Annotated in this window: 15 protein-coding genes and 1 tRNA gene; 9 read left to right on the plus strand and 7 right to left on the minus strand. The window is 51.0% G+C overall.

The genetic code is table 11. The annotated features are described in order from the left end of the window. Positions 1-7: 7 nt before the first annotated feature. Positions 8-1,327, minus strand: a complete 1,320-nt coding sequence (locus tag BMZ51_RS10015) for an MFS transporter (protein WP_068010060.1) — start codon at positions 1,325-1,327, stop codon at positions 8-10. A 45-nt stretch (positions 1,328-1,372) separates the two neighbouring features. Further along, the gene (locus BMZ51_RS10020; protein ID WP_068010059.1) at positions 1,373-1,651 is read right to left on the minus strand and encodes a metal-sensing transcriptional repressor; all 279 of its coding nucleotides are present in this window, start codon (positions 1,649-1,651) and stop codon (positions 1,373-1,375) included. Between the two features lie 224 nt (positions 1,652-1,875). Here BMZ51_RS10020 and BMZ51_RS10025 point away from each other — a divergent pair, with 224 nt between their 5' ends. Further along, positions 1,876-2,838: a nucleoside hydrolase gene (locus tag BMZ51_RS10025; protein WP_082825722.1), complete on the plus strand. Its 963-nt coding sequence runs from the start codon at positions 1,876-1,878 to the stop codon at positions 2,836-2,838. Between the two features lie 5 nt (positions 2,839-2,843). Here BMZ51_RS10025 and BMZ51_RS10030 read toward each other — a convergent pair whose 3' ends face one another. Further along, complete coding sequence (locus tag BMZ51_RS10030; protein WP_068010056.1) at positions 2,844-3,440, minus strand: LysE family translocator; 597 nt, start codon at positions 3,438-3,440, stop codon at positions 2,844-2,846. Between the two features lie 91 nt (positions 3,441-3,531). Between BMZ51_RS10030 and BMZ51_RS10035 the strand changes: the two genes are divergently transcribed. Beyond that, positions 3,532-4,944 carry an aminotransferase-like domain-containing protein gene (locus BMZ51_RS10035; protein WP_068010055.1) on the plus strand — a complete coding sequence of 471 codons (1,413 nt, stop codon included), beginning with the start codon at positions 3,532-3,534 and terminating at the stop codon, positions 4,942-4,944. Between the two features lie 71 nt (positions 4,945-5,015). On the opposite strand, the gene BMZ51_RS10040 is transcribed toward BMZ51_RS10035, so the two are convergent. After that, positions 5,016-6,017 carry a BMP family lipoprotein gene (locus tag BMZ51_RS10040; RefSeq protein ID WP_068010054.1) on the minus strand — a complete coding sequence of 334 codons (1,002 nt, stop codon included), beginning with the start codon at positions 6,015-6,017 and terminating at the stop codon, positions 5,016-5,018. Positions 6,018-6,461: 444 nt separating this feature from the next. Between BMZ51_RS10040 and BMZ51_RS10045 the strand changes: the two genes are divergently transcribed. After that, positions 6,462-7,235: a lytic murein transglycosylase gene (locus tag BMZ51_RS10045; RefSeq protein ID WP_208979408.1), complete on the plus strand. Its 774-nt coding sequence runs from the start codon at positions 6,462-6,464 to the stop codon at positions 7,233-7,235. 15 nt (positions 7,236-7,250) lie between these two features. Next, the gene (locus tag BMZ51_RS10050) at positions 7,251-7,949 is read left to right on the plus strand and encodes an MOSC domain-containing protein (RefSeq protein WP_068010052.1); all 699 of its coding nucleotides are present in this window, start codon (positions 7,251-7,253) and stop codon (positions 7,947-7,949) included. A gap of 106 nt (positions 7,950-8,055) precedes the next feature. Here BMZ51_RS10050 and folD read toward each other — a convergent pair whose 3' ends face one another. Further along, positions 8,056-8,982 carry a bifunctional methylenetetrahydrofolate dehydrogenase/methenyltetrahydrofolate cyclohydrolase FolD gene (gene folD / locus BMZ51_RS10055; RefSeq protein WP_068010050.1) on the minus strand — a complete coding sequence of 309 codons (927 nt, stop codon included), beginning with the start codon at positions 8,980-8,982 and terminating at the stop codon, positions 8,056-8,058. Between the two features lie 8 nt (positions 8,983-8,990). Beyond that, complete coding sequence (gene purU / locus BMZ51_RS10060; protein ID WP_068010048.1) at positions 8,991-9,848, minus strand: formyltetrahydrofolate deformylase; 858 nt, start codon at positions 9,846-9,848, stop codon at positions 8,991-8,993. Positions 9,849-10,221: 373 nt separating this feature from the next. Between purU and BMZ51_RS10065 the strand changes: the two genes are divergently transcribed. The 5 genes from BMZ51_RS10065 to BMZ51_RS10085 all read left to right on the plus strand — a co-directional run bounded on the left by BMZ51_RS10065 (position 10,222) and on the right by BMZ51_RS10085 (position 17,749). Then, positions 10,222-11,346, plus strand: a complete 1,125-nt coding sequence (locus BMZ51_RS10065) for a glycosyltransferase (RefSeq protein WP_068010045.1) — start codon at positions 10,222-10,224, stop codon at positions 11,344-11,346. Positions 11,347-11,717: 371 nt separating this feature from the next. Continuing rightward, positions 11,718-13,241 (plus strand): efflux transporter outer membrane subunit, encoded by a 1,524-nt coding sequence (locus BMZ51_RS10070; protein WP_208979409.1) that lies wholly within the window; start codon positions 11,718-11,720, stop codon positions 13,239-13,241. After that, positions 13,238-14,392, plus strand: coding sequence for an efflux RND transporter periplasmic adaptor subunit (locus tag BMZ51_RS10075; RefSeq protein WP_068010043.1), 1,155 nt, complete (start codon positions 13,238-13,240; stop codon positions 14,390-14,392). Before BMZ51_RS10070 ends, BMZ51_RS10075 begins: the two co-directional genes overlap by 4 nt. 9 nt (positions 14,393-14,401) lie before the next feature. After that, positions 14,402-17,512, plus strand: coding sequence for an efflux RND transporter permease subunit (locus tag BMZ51_RS10080; protein ID WP_068010042.1), 3,111 nt, complete (start codon positions 14,402-14,404; stop codon positions 17,510-17,512). Between the two features lie 162 nt (positions 17,513-17,674). Beyond that, positions 17,675-17,749, plus strand: a tRNA-Gln gene (locus tag BMZ51_RS10085). A gap of 218 nt (positions 17,750-17,967) precedes the next feature. Here the strand turns inward: BMZ51_RS10085 and BMZ51_RS10090 are convergent. Further along, the gene (locus BMZ51_RS10090) at positions 17,968-18,918 is read right to left on the minus strand and encodes a succinylglutamate desuccinylase/aspartoacylase family protein (RefSeq protein ID WP_068010040.1); all 951 of its coding nucleotides are present in this window, start codon (positions 18,916-18,918) and stop codon (positions 17,968-17,970) included.

The raw sequence follows: 18,918 nt of genomic DNA on the forward strand, positions 1-18,918 counted from the left end.
TCCCGTTCTAAAGACTGCTTGGCCACCTTGTATGCAGATCGTCAATTTTGAAATCGTGCACGTGGCTCTTGCCGACCTTATCGACGCCTTTCGCCCAATGGGGGTCTGCGTCGGGAAGGTTTTGATGAGAGTGACGCAGTTTGACTGCATCTTTTCTTGGCCACAACATCAATGCAGCAAAGACGCTTATCCATGCGAGCAAGGCTAGAATCATGAAACTGGCCGGAATGCCAAAACTGGAGCCAACCCAACCAGCCAGTGGGTAGCCAATTAACCAGCAGACATGGCTGAGCGCAAACTGACTGGCAAAGACGGAAGGCAGATCACTTCCGCTTGCTGAGCGCCGCAGGACGCGCCCGGAAGGGGTCTGCGCTGCAGAGTAACCAAGACCCATGATAAACCAAAGTGGCAACAGCTGTGTGTAGCTGTTCAGCATAAAGCCTAGGCTCAGGCAGATTGCCATCAGGCTTGCGCCCCAAATCATGACGCTTCGGTCTTTGAAACTTTCAAGCACCTTGGGCATGCTAAGCGCAGTAATCATGGAGCCCGCGCCAAAGCAGGCCAAAGCGACAGCCACGTCATCTGCTTGCAGGCCAAATGTTCCTTGGACAATTACCACCGTGTTGACGATCACCATCGCTCCACCAGCAGCAACTGCAAGGTAGACGCAGAGCATACCGCGCAGACGAGGTGTACTCAGATAGATGCGCGTGCCCTGTGTCGTGCGTTTGAACGTGCGTTGGTTCTTGACTGTTTTAAGCTTTGGTAGAGTGACAGATACAACCAGCGCCGCTGAGGCGATAAAGCCAAGAACTGTGCCACCAAACAGAGCTTGGAAGTCGATCACAAGCAACAAAGCCGCAGCAATGGTTGGGCTGAGGAGGTTTTCAAGATCATACGCAAGCCTGCTCAGCGAGAGAGCGTTGGTATAGTCTTTCTCATCTGGTAGCACGTCTGGAATAACGGCCTGAAAACTTGGAGTAAACGCTGCCGAGGCGGATTGCAGTAAGAAGATAAGCAGATAGATCTGCCAGATCTCTGTGACAAACGGCAGGGCAAGCGCGACAGCCGCGCGGATAAGATCAAGCCCGACCAACACTGCACGTCGTGGCAACTTCTCAATCAAAGCAGCAGCAATTGGAGCAAGTCCCACATAAGCAACCATTTTGATTGCAAACGCCGTACCCAGCACCGAACCAGCTTCGTCACCGGCGATGTTGAAGGCCAGCAAGCTCAGAGCAACTGTAGCAAGGCCAGTCCCAAACAGGGAAATGACTTGCGCGAAAAAGAGGTGACGGTAGGTCCGGTTCGCAAGGACGGATAGCAACGTTTGAACTCCTTAACCCTCATGGTGACTGTAAGGCCTGATCCCCTACAGGTAACGGGAGATTGCCTTGAACTCTTCAATCGTTTGGCCGGAAGCTGCCTCCTGATTGTCAACCATGTCTTCAAGGCAATGATCGAGATGGTCGTAAATCAGAGTTTTCTTCGCCTGGATCACTGCACGCTCAACCGCATGAATTTGTTGGGCTATTTCAGTGCATGGGCGCCCGTCCTCAATCATGTCGATGATTGACTTCAAATGCCCGTTAGCGCGCTTCAGGCGATTAACAACACCTTGATGAGACGTGTGCTTGTGTGTTTGTGTCATTCATCAATCCTATCCCCCTGGGGGGGATATTGCAAGTCATACGACGCGATGAAAATTCCGGTCAACCATTTGGGCATTCCTTCGTGGTATCGTGAGTTGGGTAGGGTGTTGCAAGTTGCCGCTTTACCCTGAGGAAACGAGGGGCTTGCTCATCACCTTAGAATGCTGAAACTAAACCTGACCGTTCAAAAGACGTTGCCATTGAAGTGTACCGGGAGAGTAGCGTGCCGGATAATTATGTTTTTGCAATCGATAGTGATGGCGGGATCGATGATGCGATCGCGATCATGATGTTGATTGGCTCTGGAAAGCAAATTGACTTCATCACCTCCACGTTTGGTGCCGTCAATGTGGAGCAGGCAACGCAGAATATTCTGGATGTCGTGGCTCTGTGTAAGGTTGCTATCCCCGTTCACCAAGGGGCTGCTGACCCAATTTCGGGAGAGAGGATTGATGCAGCCTATGTGCACGGACAAGATGGTTTAGGCGGGGTAGAGCGTCCCGAACATGATCTTTACGTGTCCGAGGAGGACGCACATCGTGTCCTTCGTGACGTTCTGCGCAAGGCTGTCATGGGTGGCCCAAAACTCCAAATCCTAACAATTGGGCCTTTGACAAACCTGGCAGAAGTGCTGCGTGAAGAGCCTGATCTTGCACAAGGTATTGACCGTATCTGGAGCATGGGCGGCACATGCCACGGCAGAGGTAATGTTACTCCCGCCGCGGAGTTTAATTTTCTTTGCGATCCGGAAGCAGCAAAAGTCGTCCTCTCACAAACCATCAACACAACGCTTGTTCCGTGGGAACCATGTCTCCATGCGGCAATCCCTGGAACTGTGGCCGACAGTATGTTTGAACGATTGGGGGACACGGACCCTGCAATGTTTGCTCAGCAAATATGCGCCTTAATGCGAGAGCGGGGCAGGACATGGTACCATGAGGATCTTCTGGTCTTGTCCGCTGCTTTGACCGCAGCAGCTCTTTTGGACCCAGAAGTGATCGCCAGAACCATTGTTTGTGGCGTTCTTGTTGAGACGGGAGGGGAGTTCGCCCGTGGTGCGGCGATTTTAGACCATGAAGGCAAAACACACGCGCCTATCATTGGCATAATGGAACAGGCGGACCGGCCTAGAATGGAGCGCCTGTTGGAACAAGCACTGGCAGCGCTTGGATCACGCCACCAGTGACATCTCTAAAGAAGCAGTGACCAGGCCGTAGCAGCCAACATGGCAAGAGCCATTGCAATCGTAATGCCGCGCATCAAAGCCCCTTCACCAATGACTTTTAGAATTGAAACACCCACCATCGCCCACATGCTATGCGAGATCAAACCGCCGAGTAGGAAGCCAGCGGTCAGCACCGCGGTATTCTCAAGTAGCCCCAAACCATTGGCAGCAAAGAAGCTGGTAAAGGCGACAAGGCTCATAGCCCATGTTTTCGGGCTTAGTGGATGAATAAGCAAACCTTCCCAAAATGTTGGCAGAGTCACTTCACCTTTGGGCTTGATGCTCAGCTGCACAATGCGCCACGCCAGATACGTCATGTAGGCCATGGATGCGAACTTGAAAACGGTGACAAGCGGGCCGCCACGGGCCATGAGTTGCCCCAATCCGAAAGCAACGAAGATGTTCAGCACAACGCTGCCAATCTGCGACGCGATAATGACCGGAAAGGCGGTGCGATACCCCGCGCTGGCACCAATCGCCATGAAGGTGAGATTTCCCGGTCCAGGGGTTCCGGTCATGATGGCTACAAAGATAGCGAATGCGCTGAGGGTTGCCCAATCCATTGTGATATTCCAGTAAGTTGATACAATTAGTAAGGTGTGTTAGATTATTGTATCAATCGTATCTATCAATCGTTTTATTGTTATGAGTACAATGTGGAAGCCTGACCCCAATAAGCTTACTAGCCCGAAATACCTAAGTATTGCTTGGGTTTTGGAACAGGATATTCAAGCAGGCCGCCTTGTGGAAGGTGACCGGTTGCCCCCTCAGCGCGAGCTGGCTTATCAACTTGGGGTGACGCTTGGAACCATCACGCGTGCCTATGCTGAGGCAGAGCGTAAGAAGCTTGTGAGGGGGGAAACCGGCAGGGGAACCTTCATTGCCAAAACAGCCAAGGTCCATGCACCATTGATGTTGATGCCAAACACACAAGGCATTCAAAGCTATGACCTGGCACGCAATTTGGGCCTGGCACACCTGAACCCGGACCTTGGCCAAATGCTGCGGGAATTGAGCGAGGGGCCGCACGTCAATTCCTTCAATGAATACGGTCCCTCTGAAGGCACGCCGCGTCATCGGGAGATAGGGGCACAGTTCCTCAATGAGTTTTATGGTGCACCGGCCAATGCCAGCCAGACACTGGTTACATGTGGAGCGCAACACGGCATTCAGCTTGCTATGTTGGCCATGTTTAACCGTGGTGATGCCATCGCGGTAGACGAGATGATTTACCCTCCCATCCTGTCTCTTTTGCCGGCGTTGGGCCTGCAAATTGTACCCATTGCAGCTGAACGCGATGAGCACGGTCAGTTGGGGGCAATGTCTGCCGAGGCCTTAGCACAAGCCTGCACGAAACAGGACATCCGCGGCATCTTTCTCATACCTAACGCGCAAAACCCAACCACGCACACTTTGAGCAATACAGAACGGCAAAAGCTGGCTGGTGTCATTGAAAAATACAACCTCACGGTCGTAGAAGATGACCCCTATACACCCTTTATCTCTCACAAGCAGAAGAGCTTTTTGGAGCTCCTGCCAGAGAATACAGTCCTGATCGGTTCCCCGTCCAAAGCCATGTCAGCAGGGTTGCGCACCGGTTATATTCATGTTCCCAACCCGGTCAAAACGGCCTTTGCCAATGCGATTGGTGAAAGCACTTGGATGGCAGCTCCGCTCAATGTGGAGATTGTGTCCAGATGGATTACAGGCGGGGAACTGCATGAAACACTGCAAAGAAAACGCGATGTTCTGAGGCAGCGTTATAGGTTTATGCAAAAGATGTTTCCGCAAAACGTATTGCAGGGCGGCGAGGAAAAACTCTTTACCTGGCTTCATTTACCAAGACAGCAAAGTGCGGAGCTGGTGGCGCAGGCAGCTCTTTTGAGAGGGGTGGAGGTGTTGCCACATCGCAACTTCCAAGCAATGCAGCGCACGGATGTCAACGCATTGCGTGTTAGCCTGTCCACGATCAGGCACCAAGGGCAATTTGAAGAGGCAATATTTCTTCTGAAAGCGTCCATTGAACATCTTGAAGGTATACAAACCCCAAGGCCGATGCTGGGCTGAAACACAAAAAAGCCCTCGCCTGAATTCAGGCGGGGGCTCATGTACGGCCTAAGCCAACACACTAGGATCTCTTAGTATGGGCAGGACATATCGCTCATGTAATCATGAACCTGGATTTTACCGGAAATGATGTCCTGACGAGCAGCTTCTACAGCAGCAGCCATTTCAGCATTTACAAGCGACGCGTTGTTTTCGTCCATTGCGTATCCAACACCGTCTTCGGCAAGGCCAAGAGCCTGAATGCCAGTGGTGAAGGTGCCGTCTTTAGCATCCATGAATGCTTTTGAAACTGCAACGTCAACACGCTTAACCATGGAGGTCAGCACTTTGCCAGCGGCCAGGTGGTTCTGGTTGGAGTCAACGCCGATAAACAGTTTGTTTTCATCAACGGCTGCCTGAAGAACACCAAGGCCAGTGCCGCCAGCTGCCGCGAAGATCACATCTGCACCACGTGCAAAGTGGGACTTAGCAAGCTCGCCACCCTTTACCGGATCGTTCCAGGCAGATGGTGTGGTGCCAGTCATGTTTGCGAAGACTTCACCGTTCTTATTAGTGGCCAGTGCGCCCTGCTTGTAACCACAGGAGAACTTGGAGATCAGCGGAATATCCATGCCGCCAACAAAGCCAACTTTACCGCTCTGTGAAGCAAGCATTGCCATCATACCAACAAGGTAAGACCCTTCCTGCTCTTTAAAGACGACAGACCGTACGTTTGGCAGGTCTACAACAGCGTCAACGATCGTAAAGTGTACATCAGGGAATTCCTTTGCAACTTTTTCAACCGGAGCAGCCTGCGCAAAGCCCATCGCTACGATAGGGTTCATGCCGCGACGGGCAAAGTTGCGAAGAGCTTGCTCGCGCTGTGAAGCGTTGGAGATCTCAAATTCGCGGTATTCGATACCAGTCTCAGCTTTAAAAGCTTCAGCGCCATTGTAGGCAGCTTCGTTGAATGACTTGTCGAACTTGCCGCCCATGTCAAAGATAACTGCAGGTTTAAAGTCCGCTGCCATAGCAGTTGTGCTCATTGCAGCAGCCAATACTGCAGATGCAGCGATGGTTTTAATGGATTTCATACCCATTCCTCCGTTTACTCCCAATGGGAAACCTTTGTGTTGCCCGGTCACCAAGTCTGTTTTCAGCAAAAAATCCTAACCTGAAGACACACCCCGTCGAGGTCAGAGACAAAGAGCACACCTTCCCCTACATAAGTCCAGCCTGGTGTTAGCTTGTCCTTAATTATGCGCCTATAGGTTGTCTGAAACGATCAGGCATGTTGAAAACAGTTCTATCTACCATCTTTAGTTGGACACATGCCGGAGATAGGATCAAGGTTAAAATGCGAATGAATATATTAGGACTGCAAAAATTTTCAGTTATCCGCTAATTTGCCTAATATTATTCATCAAAACTAACAAAATTGCTTAGTGACGACGCAGGAGTTTGTGGTGTTCGAATCATTTATTTGTAGGGTGAAGTCAAAAACCAGAAAAGCCGGCCTATTACTTGGCGCAGGGCTCATGTTGCTAGGAGTATCTTCCGCTCAAGCTGCCACATGTGGTGATACCGGCGCAGGCTTTGATAGCTGGCTAGCCTCTTACAAAAAGACGTTGCAGTCCAAAGGGATTTCTCGGTCAACCTTGAACAAGGGACTCAGCGGCGTAACCTATAACCGTAAGGTGATTGGGTATGACCGTAACCAGAAATCCTTCAAGCTCAGTTTCGATGAGTTTTACCGGCTTCGTGTCAACAATGCGCTCATCAACAAGGGCCGCCGGTTGATGAAGAAGCACAATGGGCTGTTCACGCGTATCGAAAACGAGTTCGGCGTACCGCGTGAAATTATCACCGCTATCTGGGGCCTTGAAACCGGGTATGGCCGTGGCATCGGCAATATGAGTACGCTTCGTTCTCTGGCAACACTTGCCTATGATTGTCGTCGAGCCAATTTTTTCCGCAACGAGTTATATAATGCTCTGCTAATTGTGCAGAAGGGTGACCTGAATCCAAGCCAGATGAAAGGGGCCTGGGCCGGAGAACTTGGTCAAACACAGTTCCTTGCCTCCTCCTATATTAAATTCGCCATTGATTATAGCGGTGATGGCAAGCGTGACTTGCTTTACAATACCGCAGATACATTGGCTTCCACCGCACACTTCCTTAATTCCTACGGATGGCGTAAAGGCCAGCCATGGGGCCCTGGCACATCAAATTATGGTGTGATCCGCTCTTGGAACCGTGCTGGTGTCTATGTTAAAACCATTCAAATTATGGCTGAAAAACTGAGTAATTAGCGCTTAAGGAATGGAATGAACGTCTCAGCAGAAATTTTGGGCCTATACATCGGTGCTGCGAAGCACCGATGGGAGGGGAAGAGCCCGTCCGCTATTGGCAAAAGCTTGGCAGAGCGGCCCCTACAACTTACTCAAACTGGTTTTGAGGGAGATGAACAGGCCGATTTGACGGTCCATGGCGGCCCGGAAAAAGCGTTGCATCATTATTCTGCTGATCACATGTCAGCTTGGCGAGAGGAGTTTCCAGAAAAAGCGGAATTCTTCCAGCCAGGTTGTTTTGGAGAAAATATCTCGTCCCGCGGTCTCGATGAAAACAATTTGTGCTTGGGGGATGTACTCACCATGGGTACTGCTAAGGTGCAAATCTGTCAGGGAAGGCAACCTTGTTGGAAGCTATCCCTGCATACTGATCTTCCGCAAATGGCAGCACGTTTCCAAAAAACCGGGCGCACGGGTTGGTACTACCGTGTCATAGAGGCTGGAATGGTGCAGGCCGGCGATACAATGTCGGTTATTGAGCGCCCCCATGACCAATGGGTACTGGCAAAGCTCATTAAAGCAAGGTTTAACCCAAAGCTTGATGCCGCCGTCGCTGAGGAACTCTCCAAAATTCCGTCTTTATCGCAAAATTGGCAGGCATCCTTTGTAAAGAAGATGAATGCGGGCTTTAAAGAAGATGCCTCGCGGCGTTTGCTGGGAGACACTGCGCCGTAAGCGCTGTTAACGCCTGCCGGTATAGATATGCATCGGCCTATGAAAACAAAAAAGCCCCAAAGCTCGTCACTTTGGGGCTTGATTTTTATGGAGTCTAAATTCCAGTTTATTTGTTCAGCGCGTCAAACAACGGTGGCTCTTCGGTAAGGCCCAGCAGCCGACGCGCAGCGGTGACTGTATTGCTCATCAACATCGCGATTGTCATTGGGCCAACGCCACCGGGGACTGGTGTAATTGCTCCAGCATGCCCAAGCGCTTCGTCATAGGCCACATCGCCCACCAGACGTGTTTTACCTTCGCCTTTTTCCGGTGCAGGAATACGGTTCATACCCACGTCGATCACAGTGGCACCAGCTTTGATCCAATCACCGCGGATCATCTGAGGGCGTCCCACAGCTGCAACCACGATATCAGCTCCGCGAACCAGATCAGGAAGATCCTTGGTACGTGAATGAGCAATCGTGACCGTACAGTTTTCCTGCAACAACAACTGGGCAACAGGTTTGCCAACGATGTTGGAGCGGCCAACAATCACAGCTGTTTTACCAGAAAGATCAGCGCCGAGAGCACGTTTGGTAAGCAGCACGCACCCTGCTGGCGTACATGGCACCAAAGCGCGGTCAGTGTTGCCACTGCCTAAAAGGCCGACGTTGATAGGGTGGAACCCGTCAACATCTTTCTCAGGCTTGATGAGGTTGAGGACCTTATTCTCGCTAATATGCTTAGGCAGCGGGAGTTGAACAAGAATACCATGAATAGCTTGGTCTTCGTTCATCTCCGCGACAAGTGCCAGCAGCTTTTCTTCGCTCACATCAACCGACAGGGTGTGTGTGATTGAGTTAAAGCCACATGCGCTTGCGGTGCGTCCTTTGTTGCGCACATACACCTGACTGGCAGGATCTTCACCCACAATCACAACGGCCAAACCTGGCTTAACGCCGATCTCTGCTGCCAGACGTGCAGTGCGTGCTGTGATTTCGTCAGTCACAGATGCCGCGATAGCTTTGCCGTTTAAAATAAGAGCCTCAGTCATGACAAATCCTACTTAAAGATCACGGTACGATCACCGTTCAGGAGAATTCGGTGCTCCAGATGATAGCGGACAGCACGAGCCAGAACCTGACTTTCCGTATCACGCCCTTGGGCAATGAGTTCGTTCACCGAATAGGAATGTTCAACACGGCTTACGTCTTGCTCAATGATCGGGCCCTCGTCAAGGTCAGCTGTAACGTAGTGAGCTGTCGCACCAACCATCTTGACGCCGCGTGCATGGGCACGGTGGTACGGTTTTGCACCAATAAAGCTTGGCAGGAAAGAATGGTGGATATTGATCACCTTACCAGCGAGCTTCTCACAAAGGTCATTTGAAAGAATCTGCATGTAGCGCGCAAGGATCACAAGGTCGATGTTTTCCCGCTCCACCAGATCAACAATCTGCGCTTCCTGTTCTGCTTTGGTTTCTTTCGTCACAGGAAGATAGTGGTACGCAATCTTTTCGTGCTCAACACGTGCCTGATACTTCGTATGGTTAGACGCTACAGCCACCAGATCCATCGGCAACTGACCGGTGGAGTTGCGGTAAAGCAGATCGTTCAGGCAGTGCCCCATTTGCGAAACAAGGACCAGAACACGCGGCTTCTTGGAAAGATCATGCACTTTCCAGTCAAAACCATAGCCTGTCGCGACAGGGCCGAAGCCTTCTTCAAACCGCTCTTTGGTCATTCGATCAGGGGCATGGAAGGATATGCGCATAAAGAAACGGTCAGTCTCTGGATCGCCGTATTGAGCGCTTTCGCAGATGTTGCAGTTTTGAGAGGCGATTGAATTCGCAACCGCTGCAACAATGCCCTTTCTGTCGCCGCAGGAAAGGGTAAGGACATAGTTTGCCGGAGTGTTCATGGGAGGCTTAATCTACACGTTTGATCTGAGTTTTCTGCCGCGCACCATAGGGTGCAACTCGCCATTTTCAAAGCGAAAAAGACTGACGAACTGCAGAAAGTAGAGCCAGCCGAAAATAATCGGATCAATTTGGGTTCTGCAAGAGGATCAACCCTGCTTTGGGCACTGGCAATTACAATACTGGCCCGGCATTTCCGTAGGCCTCAGGAAAGCGATACCTTTATATTTGCCTTGTTATATTATCGGGTATCAAATCAACCAGATTGAGAACAACACCGTAGATTTCTAGAGTGAATGACGGTGCGTTCGCTTGTGGTCAGGGCTTTTTTAGTCCAGCAGCGCATCTGTTCGACCGGTGGGCCGGGGGTGCAAAATGAAGCTCTTTATAGTTCAGGAAAGCTTCTTGGATGAAGACATTGCACAGGTCACTGAGGTGATCGCGAATGGCCTTGCTGCGCGTCAACACAACATCACGCTGGTCACGCTAACCGGAAAACCAATTGAAACTACGCATTATTCTCCGCGAGTAACCTCTGTCTTTCTGGGAAAAGCACGCGCCGCAGCTGCGGCGGCCGGTGTTGCCAGACTGGTAGAAAAGGAAAAGCCGGACGTTATTCTCTCTCACGGAACTGCCAGCAATATTGCCTGCCTGACAGCAGTGAAAACCCGCTCTTCGTTGAAAGTCCCGGTTGCGATCACACTCCATTCGTCAGTTACGATTTCTGAGAAACTGGCGCTGGAAACGCAAAAAAGCGCCGCAACCATCGCTGTGCCACTAATTTACCGAGAGGCGGACCGGATCATCTGTACGCTGAAGTCGATTGAGCACGTCATAGATCTGTGTACTCAGGTGCCAAGCGAAAAGTCGGTTGTCCTATACAACCCTCTGGTCGAAATGAACGTGTTTGAAACAGCAGCTGCGCCAATTGAGGAGGAGTGGTTTGAAGCACCTGGTGCCAGCAAGGTCGTAAGTGTGGGGTCAAGTTCAAACCACCTCGCGCACCATCAGCTCTTACAGGCAATGGCGATCAGCCGTTACAAGGTAAACTTGCGGGCCTATTTGTTGGGGCAGGGTAAAGATCAGGAGGAAATGCGCGTCCTTGCCTCCAGTCTGGCTCTTGATGACATCGTGACTATGCCGGGGGTCGTTGCCAAGCCCGAGAGGTTTTTGCGTGCTGCCAATGTGTATGTTTCAACCTCCCAGCACGACAGTGTTTCTGGAGAACTTGTGCGCGCAATGGCACTGGGCACACCTGTGGTCGCAATCGACAGCGGCGCTGGCGCTCGTGAGGTGTTGCGTGATGTGCGAAATGGGTGGCTTGTGCCCTTCGGGGAAGCAGACAAACTGTCGGAAGCCATCATTGCAGCCGTCAAATGCGATCGCTCAGATGATACTCTGGCAACCCGGGCGCGGGACTTCTCGCAGGAGCGTACGATAGATACCTATGAGAAGCTATTAGTTTCCATGATTGCGGAGCGGGTCTCCGATCTGGACTAACCCCATAATCGCTAGGGGCGAAGATAATTTTCTATGTTGTTAGAACCAGTTCCCATCATGGTGCAGACTGTTTCATAACGGGCGGTAAATTCATATAACCCCATATAATTACTAGGTAAATCATGTTTTTTCCTGCTTTACCTTGGGATAACACAACCTAATCGACACGGGAGTTTGACCTGTGATTCCGGCTTGCCGTACCCTGACGGAAGCCGTGTTCTGTTGGCTGGCGTTTGTAGTGTGCGTTCGTGTTCGTTCTCCACCCATAAAACAAGCAAGTTGCTGGAGCATCGCTATTGAATTTTAGGTCTGGGTTTTGCAACAAGACGAGGAGTAGTCCTACGCCTGTCATTCGGCGCAGCCCTGCACTTGTGCTGATTGCAACCCTGTCTGCATGTATGGTGGGTCCAAACTTCGAACGACCAGAGCTTTCCCCCGAAGCCAAGTTTACCCGTGATGATCCCGGCGCAACCGTCTCTGCCAACACAGTGGCTGGCGCCTCACAATCCTTCTCCACACACAGAGATGTTCCCGGAGAATGGTGGGAACTGTTCCAGTCTCAACCACTCAACACTTTCGTCAGTCTTGCCGTTGCCAATAGCCCGTCTCTGGCGCAGTCAGAAGCAGCGCTCCGTCAGGCGCAGGAAACAGCGTATGCAGCAGGCGGGGCACTCTACCCAACGGTCACCGGCCTTGCTGACTTCAACCGTCAAAAGTTCGCGATAGGTGGTGGTGGTGCAGGCCAAATCATTGCAAACATCAGCCCTATTTTCTCCATGTACAGCGCTTCCCTGGCCATATCGTATACCTTGGATATCTGGGGTGGGGTTCGGCGCAATATTGAATCGCAGGTCGCCGATGTCCAGTACGCCCAATTTCAAGTGGAAGCAGCACACCTCACACTGACCTCCAACCTGTTAAATGCTGTCATCCAGGAAGCGTCGGTCAAAGGTCAGATCCGCGCGACAAAAGAAATTATCCAGGTACAGGAGCGACAGCTCTCTATCCTTCGCACTCAGTTCAGGCTTGGGGGCGTTGATGAAAGCCAGGTGTTGCAGCAAGTTGCGACGCTTGAGCAAACCAAAGCAACATTGCCAGCACTGGAACAGGCGCTTGTTGTCCAAAAAAACCTGATCAACACTCTGGGTGGTTTCTATCCAACCCAAAATGTAGTGCAGGAGTTCGAGCTTTCAGACCTTACATTGCCAAGAAAGCTTCCCCTCAGCCTGCCTTCACAGCTTGTGGAGCAACGGCCTGATGTTCGATCAGCTGAGGCCCAGCTTTGGGCCGCCAGTGCTGATATCGGTGTTGCCCTGGCAAACCAGCTGCCGAACTTTACCATTACAGGCAACGCAGGAAACCAATCTGCTGAGTTCCACCGCCTGTTTTCGTCAGGAACCGGGATTTGGTCCCTCACCACATCTTTGAGCCAGACCATATTTGATGCAGGTACGCTCAACAGCGAGCGTAAAGCCGCGGTTGCTGCCTTTGATGCAGCTGCCGCGAACTACCGTGAAGTGGTTGTTTCAGCCTTTGGGGATGTCGCAAATACCATCAGCGCTGTCCAAAAGGATGCCAAAGCGCTCAAGGCAAGCTTGGCGGCGGAGCGCTCAGCCATGAAAAGCCTGAAGTTGACACAGCAGCAATACACGTTGGGTGCCATTGATCTGACAACTTTGCTTCTTGCCGTCCAGACCTATCAGCAGGCAAAGATCAATCTTGTTCAAGCGCAGGCGGCACGCTTTTCAGATACGGTTGCTCTCTTTTTCGCGCTGGGCGGGGGCTGGTGGAACAGGTCACTGTCAGCTCCAAATCGGGTCAGGGAGCCTTTGACAATTCTCTCCGCAGTTCCTCCGTTTAACCGCAGACAGACCGTGCCGATGAGCCAGCCATGAATGAGCGCAAGAAACCAAACACCAAGAAAAATATGATCATTATGCTGATTTGTGTCGCCGTGGCGTTTGGTGGTCTTTACGCGTTTCAGTTTTACAAATCCATACTTGCAAACAAATTCATTTCCGCGATTCAAAACAAGGTTGAGACAATCTCTTCCTACAAGGCCACCAACCAGCTTTGGACAGACAAGATCACGGCAATTGGTAGCCTTGTTGCTATCAAAGGTGCAGAGCTTTCACCACAGGTGGCTGGCACTGTTACCCGGATCAACTTCTCTTCAGGGGAAGATGCCGAGCAAGGCATGCTGCTTATTGAACTTGATACCACTCAAGAAGTCGCCCAGCTTCAGTCACTGCAGGCACAAGAGACTCTGGCACGTCAGACGCTCGATAGGGACTTAAAGCAGTACAAGGTCAAAGCGGTCAGCAAGCAACAGATCGATACAGACTGGTCCAACCTTAGAAACCTGCAGGGGCAGGTGCAAAACCAGCTTGCGCTCATTGCCAAGAAGAACATTCGCGCGCCGTTTTCAGGCAGGGTTGGTGTTCGCCAGGTAAGTGTTGGCCAGTATCTGAATGTTGGGACGCCTTACGTATCTCTTCAACAGCTGGATGAGCTCTTCGTTGATTTCTATGTGCCTCAGCGCTTCCTAAGCGTGATCCGTTCAGGGCAAAAAATCAGGCTCACTGTCGACGCTTTCCCCAACAAGGTCGTGGACGGAAAAGTCGTGGCAATAGATTCACTTGTAGATAATAGCAATGGCAACGCCAAGGTGCGTGGCAGGTTCAAAAATCCCAACAAGATTCTGCTTCCCGGCATGTTTGTCGATGTTGATATTGTTACTTCAGCGCCAGATGAGCGGGTCACCGTTCCGCAAACTGCAATCACCTACAATTCCTACGGTGTAAGCGTATACGTCCTTGAAAAGACTAAGAAAAAGAGTGGCGGAAAAGACATTTATAAAGCGAACGTACGGTTTGTGGAGACCGGACAGAAGCGCGGCGATCAGATTGTAATTACTAAAGGAGTTAAAAACGATGAGCTGGTTGTAAGCGCTGGTCAGAATAAGTTGAGCAACGGTTCGCAAGTTATGATCGATAACTCTGTCCTGCCAACAAATGACCCAAACCCCAAACCCGTTGAGCATTAGGGAGGCTGGATGTCTAGCTTCACAGAAGTCTTTGTGCGTCGACCCGTTATGGCATCGACCATCAGCCTTATGATCCTCGCATTAGGGTTGCGTGCAGCTTTTCTTTTGCCGGTATTGGAGTACCCGAAGACAGAAAATACAGTCATCACAATCTCGACGACCTATTACGGGGCAAGTGCGGAGACTATAGCCGGTTTCATAACCACGCCGCTGGAAGAAGCAATCGCGCAGGCGGAAGGCATTGATTATATGACCTCCACCAGCGCAAGCACCGTTAGCACGATCACTGTTAACCTGGTTCTGAACTACGACGCGGACAAAGCGCTGACCGAGATATCGGCACAAATTTCCTCGGTTATTGACCAATTGCCGCAACAAACTCAAAATCCGGTTCTGACCATTCAAGTGGGCGAAACCATCGATGCGATGTATATCGGGTTCACCGCTGACGTGATCGACCGTAACCAGCTGACAGACTACATCTTGCGCGTCGTCCAGCCACAAATCCAGGCAATCGAAGGGGTGCAAACAGCGGAACTCATTGGCGAAAAGCGCTATGCCATTCGGGTCTGGCTGGACCCGGGCAAATTGGCAGCCTATAGCCTGACAGGAACAGACGTCGCAAACGCGTTGGCTCAAAACGATTTTATCTCTGGTGTCGGTAAATCCAAAGGACAGATGGTTCAGGTGGAACTGACAGCAAACACTAACCTGACAGACGTTGAACAATTCAGGCAGCTGGTGGTTCGGCAAAGCGGTTCAGCGATTATTCGCCTTCAGGATATAGGGCAAGTCGTGCTTGGCTCGGAGGACTACGATAGCGCAGTCCTCTACAGCGGCAAACAAGCGGTCTATATCGGTGTGCAGGCCGCACCAGCGGCAAATGTCCTGGCGATGCTAGATGAAGTCCGCGCTTTGATACCTCAAATTCAAGATGCAATGCCTCCTGGTCTGGAAGTGCGTGTCGTGTATGATTCCGGCCTTTTTATTGATGCAGCGATCGATGAAGTGATCAGCGCATTGGTCGAAGCATTGCTCATCGTGACTGTTGTGATCTTCTTGTTTATCGGGTCATTGCGCACCGTTGTCATTCCGGTGATTGCTATCCCCCTCTCACTGGTGGGAACGTTCTTTATCATGTTAGTGCTGGGGTACTCCATCAACTTGCTGACATTGTTGGCACTCGTGCTTGCAATCGGCTTGGTGGTGGATGATGCGATCATTGTCGTGGAAGACGTTGAGCGGCATATTGCAGAAGGCAGCACCCCGACCATGGCTGCAATTCAGGCAGGGCAGGACCTTGGACGGCCTATCCTGGCAATGACAGCAGTGCTGGTTGCAGTGTACGCCCCCATCGGCTTTCAGGGAGGGCTGACGGGCGCTCTGTTTACTGAATTTGCTTTTACTGTTGTTGGGGCGGTGACCATTTCGGCGCTCGTAGCACTTACCCTAACGCCTATGATGAGTTCCAAAATCCTCAAAGCCAGGTCTGAGAAGTCCAGCGGTTGGGACGAAACATTCACCCGCACAGTCGATGATATTTATGACAGGTTCAGGAGCAAGTACCTTCGCTTGCTCGAAGCTTCGCTGGATAACAAGGTCGTTGTTCTCACGTTCGCCGCGTTGATCCTCACTTCTATTCCCTTCCTGTATGGAACAAGCAAGCAGGAGCTGGCGCCTCAGGAAGATCAGGGCTTGGTGCTGGCACAGTCCACGCCAGCACCGTCTGCCACGTTGCAGCAAAAGCTCTTGTACGCTGAAGAAATTTACCGCAATGCCGCTAAGTATTCAGAGACCGAGGGTGTATTCCAGCTGATCTTAAGCAGCAGCGTCCTCTCCGGTATTTTGCTGACCCCATGGGACGAACGCGATAAAACCGCAACGCAGCTGCAATATTCCATGCAAACCCCGATGCAAGCTATCGCAGGCCTGAAAACTGTGATGTTCCAGAACCCGCCCTTGCCGGGCAGTAGTGGCTTGCCGGTTCAATTCGTTCTCAAGACCACTCAAAGCGTCGAGAAACTCAATCTGGTTGGCAGCCAGTTGCTCACCAAAGCCCAGGAAACCGGGAAGTTCGTGTTTATTGATAAGGACCTGAAGATAGACAGACCGCAGGGCCAGATTCTCATAGATAGGGACCTGACAGCAGAGTTGGGGCTCACTATGTCAGACGTGGGTTCAGCTCTGACAAACTTGATGAGTGGTGGTTACATCAACTATTTCGATTTTGATGGGCGCTCATATAAGGTTATTCCGCAGCTCATTCAGTATGATCGCCTCAATCCCGAACAGCTGTTGGACACTTACATCCGCACCAGCAATGGCTCGGTCGTTCCACTGTCGACCATTGCAACCATAGAGACCACAGCAACACCGGAGTTTATTCCGCACTTCCAGCAGCAAAATTCAATGACGTTGTCAGGCGTTCCCAATTTCGGAATTCCGCTCGCAGAAGCCCTCACCACCTTGCAAGGGTTAGCTGCGGACGAATTGCCTGTAGGTTATGCGGTTGATTATGCGCAGCAATCGCGCCAGTTTGAGCAGGAATCTGATAGCTTTATCGTGACGTTTGCGTTTGCCTTGCTCATCATTTTTCTCACCCTTGCAGCACAGTTTGAGAGCTTCCGTGATCCCATAATCATTCTCGTCTCGGTCCCCATGTCGATTGCAGGCGCGCTGTTCTTCATCAATATTGGAATAGGAGGCGCAAGCATTAATATCTACACCCAGGTGGGCATCATCACGCTGATGGGGTTGATTTCCAAGCACGGTATTTTGATCGTGGAAGTTGCGCGTGAACTGCAAGAAAATCAGGGTGCAAGCAAAAGAGAAGCTGTTATCGGCGCGTTGCATGTGCGCCTTCGCGCAATTTTGATGACAACAGCCGCTATGGTCCTCGGTGTTATCCCTCTTGTGCTGGCAAGCGGAGCAGGTGCCGCCTCTCGTTTCAATATGGGCCTGGTGATCGCCACAGGTCTTTCCATCGGAACACTCTTCACGCTTTTCGTCGTGCCCAACGTGTACATGCTGATTGCACAAGATCGCTCAAAAAATAGGCAACCCGATGATATTGCGAAGGAAACGCCAAAAGGAGATGGTGAGCCAGACCCCGCTCAATAAAATCACTATGCAATTTTGCGGAAAGAAAACTGGCGGAACCTTGCCAGTTTGAGAAAAATTGACTTTCACCTGTGGAACACTTGGAAGTTTCTCACAGCAAAACGAATTTGAGTGGTTGCCTATTTTAAATCCTGAAGCTATAAACCGCCCCACACAACGCATTGGGGTGTAGCCAAGTGGTAAGGCAACGGTTTTTGGTATCGTGTACCGTAGGTTCGAATCCTACCACCCCAGCCAGCTTTCTCATTAAACGATTGAAGTGATTACTAAATTTCAAAACCAAACGGTTTGAAATTGAGCCTTTTTGCGTTGCGGTAATACACGGTGTGTTCCTCGGACCTTTTCGAGGATAAGATGGCAACGTACTTACTCTCCAAATATTACCGGACCAATGCGCAAATTCCAGTTGGCTTCTTTAGGCAGGGTTGCTTGCGGTGTTTCAAGATGAAGCTGGGTTATATCTTTGGAAACTCACCCAGAGAGTAGAGTGGTTCCCCTTGTTTCACTAGGATACTATCCATCATATATAAAAGCACGCCATTGCTCATACTCAGGACTGGCTGTGCCTCCTTGTCAAAGAACTCCTTTGTGTATCCCACCGTCTCGTTTTTCTGCAAGGTTTGGCCTGTTCGAGCTTTTGGATACCAGAGCACATCTGTTTTCGCGATCTCCGAACGAAGCTCGACTTCGTGAGGACATTCATAGTGCTGCTGTTCAACCACGCTGGATGTCATGCCTAAGAATGACAGCACCCGTCGTACCCCCAGCGACAGCGCTTCCACATGATCGCGGTCTACATGACCGCACTCTCCTCCTTCTGCGATTAACCCTGCGCAGTCATAGGAGGTTGCAGCGGTCGTGGTTACCCCATTGAGGTTGGTGCCTAATTTATAAGGTAAGCCGAAAACATCAGCCAACTCGCTGCTTTTGGGGTTGTCTTTATGGAAGATGCAAAACGGCAGTAAACGTTCAACCATATTGCCTGAGTGCAGATCAAGATGCACATTAGCATGCCTAGTAAATTTCTCGCTGATATATTGAGCAATTACCTGACTCTCGCTCCCCTTAAGGTCTCCTGGAAATACCCTGTTGAAGTTTTTATTGTCCGCCGGATTATAGGTGATTGAGCGTTGCCAGAAGCCCTTCCAGTTTATGAGCGGCAGGATGGCCAGGGTCCCTCTTATCACGGCGGGTTGATTCAAAATCAGATCATAGGCGGCTTCTATTGATGTGTACTCTGTGGGGTGAAGGCCGGCTGTTACGAGTGCCGTGGGGCCATCCTTTTCGCCACGCAGGAGGAAAAAAGGAAGAAAGTACTCGTCAATGGTGTCTATATAAAAGTATCCGCTGGACTGCCCTGTAGGTAGACTGTTCAAGTCCAGGCTATCCAAGTTAACCTTCAACAT

Source organism: Pseudovibrio axinellae, from assembly GCF_900110875.1.
Classification (GTDB): Bacteria; Pseudomonadota; Alphaproteobacteria; order Rhizobiales; family Stappiaceae; genus Pseudovibrio; species Pseudovibrio axinellae.

Excerpts from the sequence above, each read along its gene's own strand:
- BMZ51_RS10020 (WP_068010059.1), bottom strand. The coding sequence starts at position 1,651 with ATGACACAAACACACAAGCACACGTCTCATCAAGGTGTTGTTAATCGC.
- BMZ51_RS10030 (WP_068010056.1), bottom strand. The coding sequence starts at position 3,440 with ATGGATTGGGCAACCCTCAGCGCATTCGCTATCTTTGTAGCCATCATG.
- BMZ51_RS10035 (WP_068010055.1), top strand. The coding sequence starts at position 3,532 with ATGTGGAAGCCTGACCCCAATAAGCTTACTAGCCCGAAATACCTAAGT.
- BMZ51_RS10040 (WP_068010054.1), bottom strand. The coding sequence starts at position 6,017 with ATGAAATCCATTAAAACCATCGCTGCATCTGCAGTATTGGCTGCTGCA.
- BMZ51_RS10045 (WP_208979408.1), top strand. The coding sequence starts at position 6,462 with ATGTTGCTAGGAGTATCTTCCGCTCAAGCTGCCACATGTGGTGATACC.
- BMZ51_RS10050 (WP_068010052.1), top strand. The coding sequence starts at position 7,251 with ATGAACGTCTCAGCAGAAATTTTGGGCCTATACATCGGTGCTGCGAAG.
- folD (WP_068010050.1), bottom strand. The coding sequence starts at position 8,982 with ATGACTGAGGCTCTTATTTTAAACGGCAAAGCTATCGCGGCATCTGTG.
- purU (WP_068010048.1), bottom strand. The coding sequence starts at position 9,848 with ATGAACACTCCGGCAAACTATGTCCTTACCCTTTCCTGCGGCGACAGA.
- BMZ51_RS10065 (WP_068010045.1), top strand. The coding sequence starts at position 10,222 with ATGAAGCTCTTTATAGTTCAGGAAAGCTTCTTGGATGAAGACATTGCA.
- BMZ51_RS10075 (WP_068010043.1), top strand. The coding sequence starts at position 13,238 with ATGAATGAGCGCAAGAAACCAAACACCAAGAAAAATATGATCATTATG.
- BMZ51_RS10080 (WP_068010042.1), top strand. The coding sequence starts at position 14,402 with ATGTCTAGCTTCACAGAAGTCTTTGTGCGTCGACCCGTTATGGCATCG.
- BMZ51_RS10090 (WP_068010040.1), bottom strand. The coding sequence starts at position 18,918 with ATGTTGAAGGTTAACTTGGATAGCCTGGACTTGAACAGTCTACCTACA.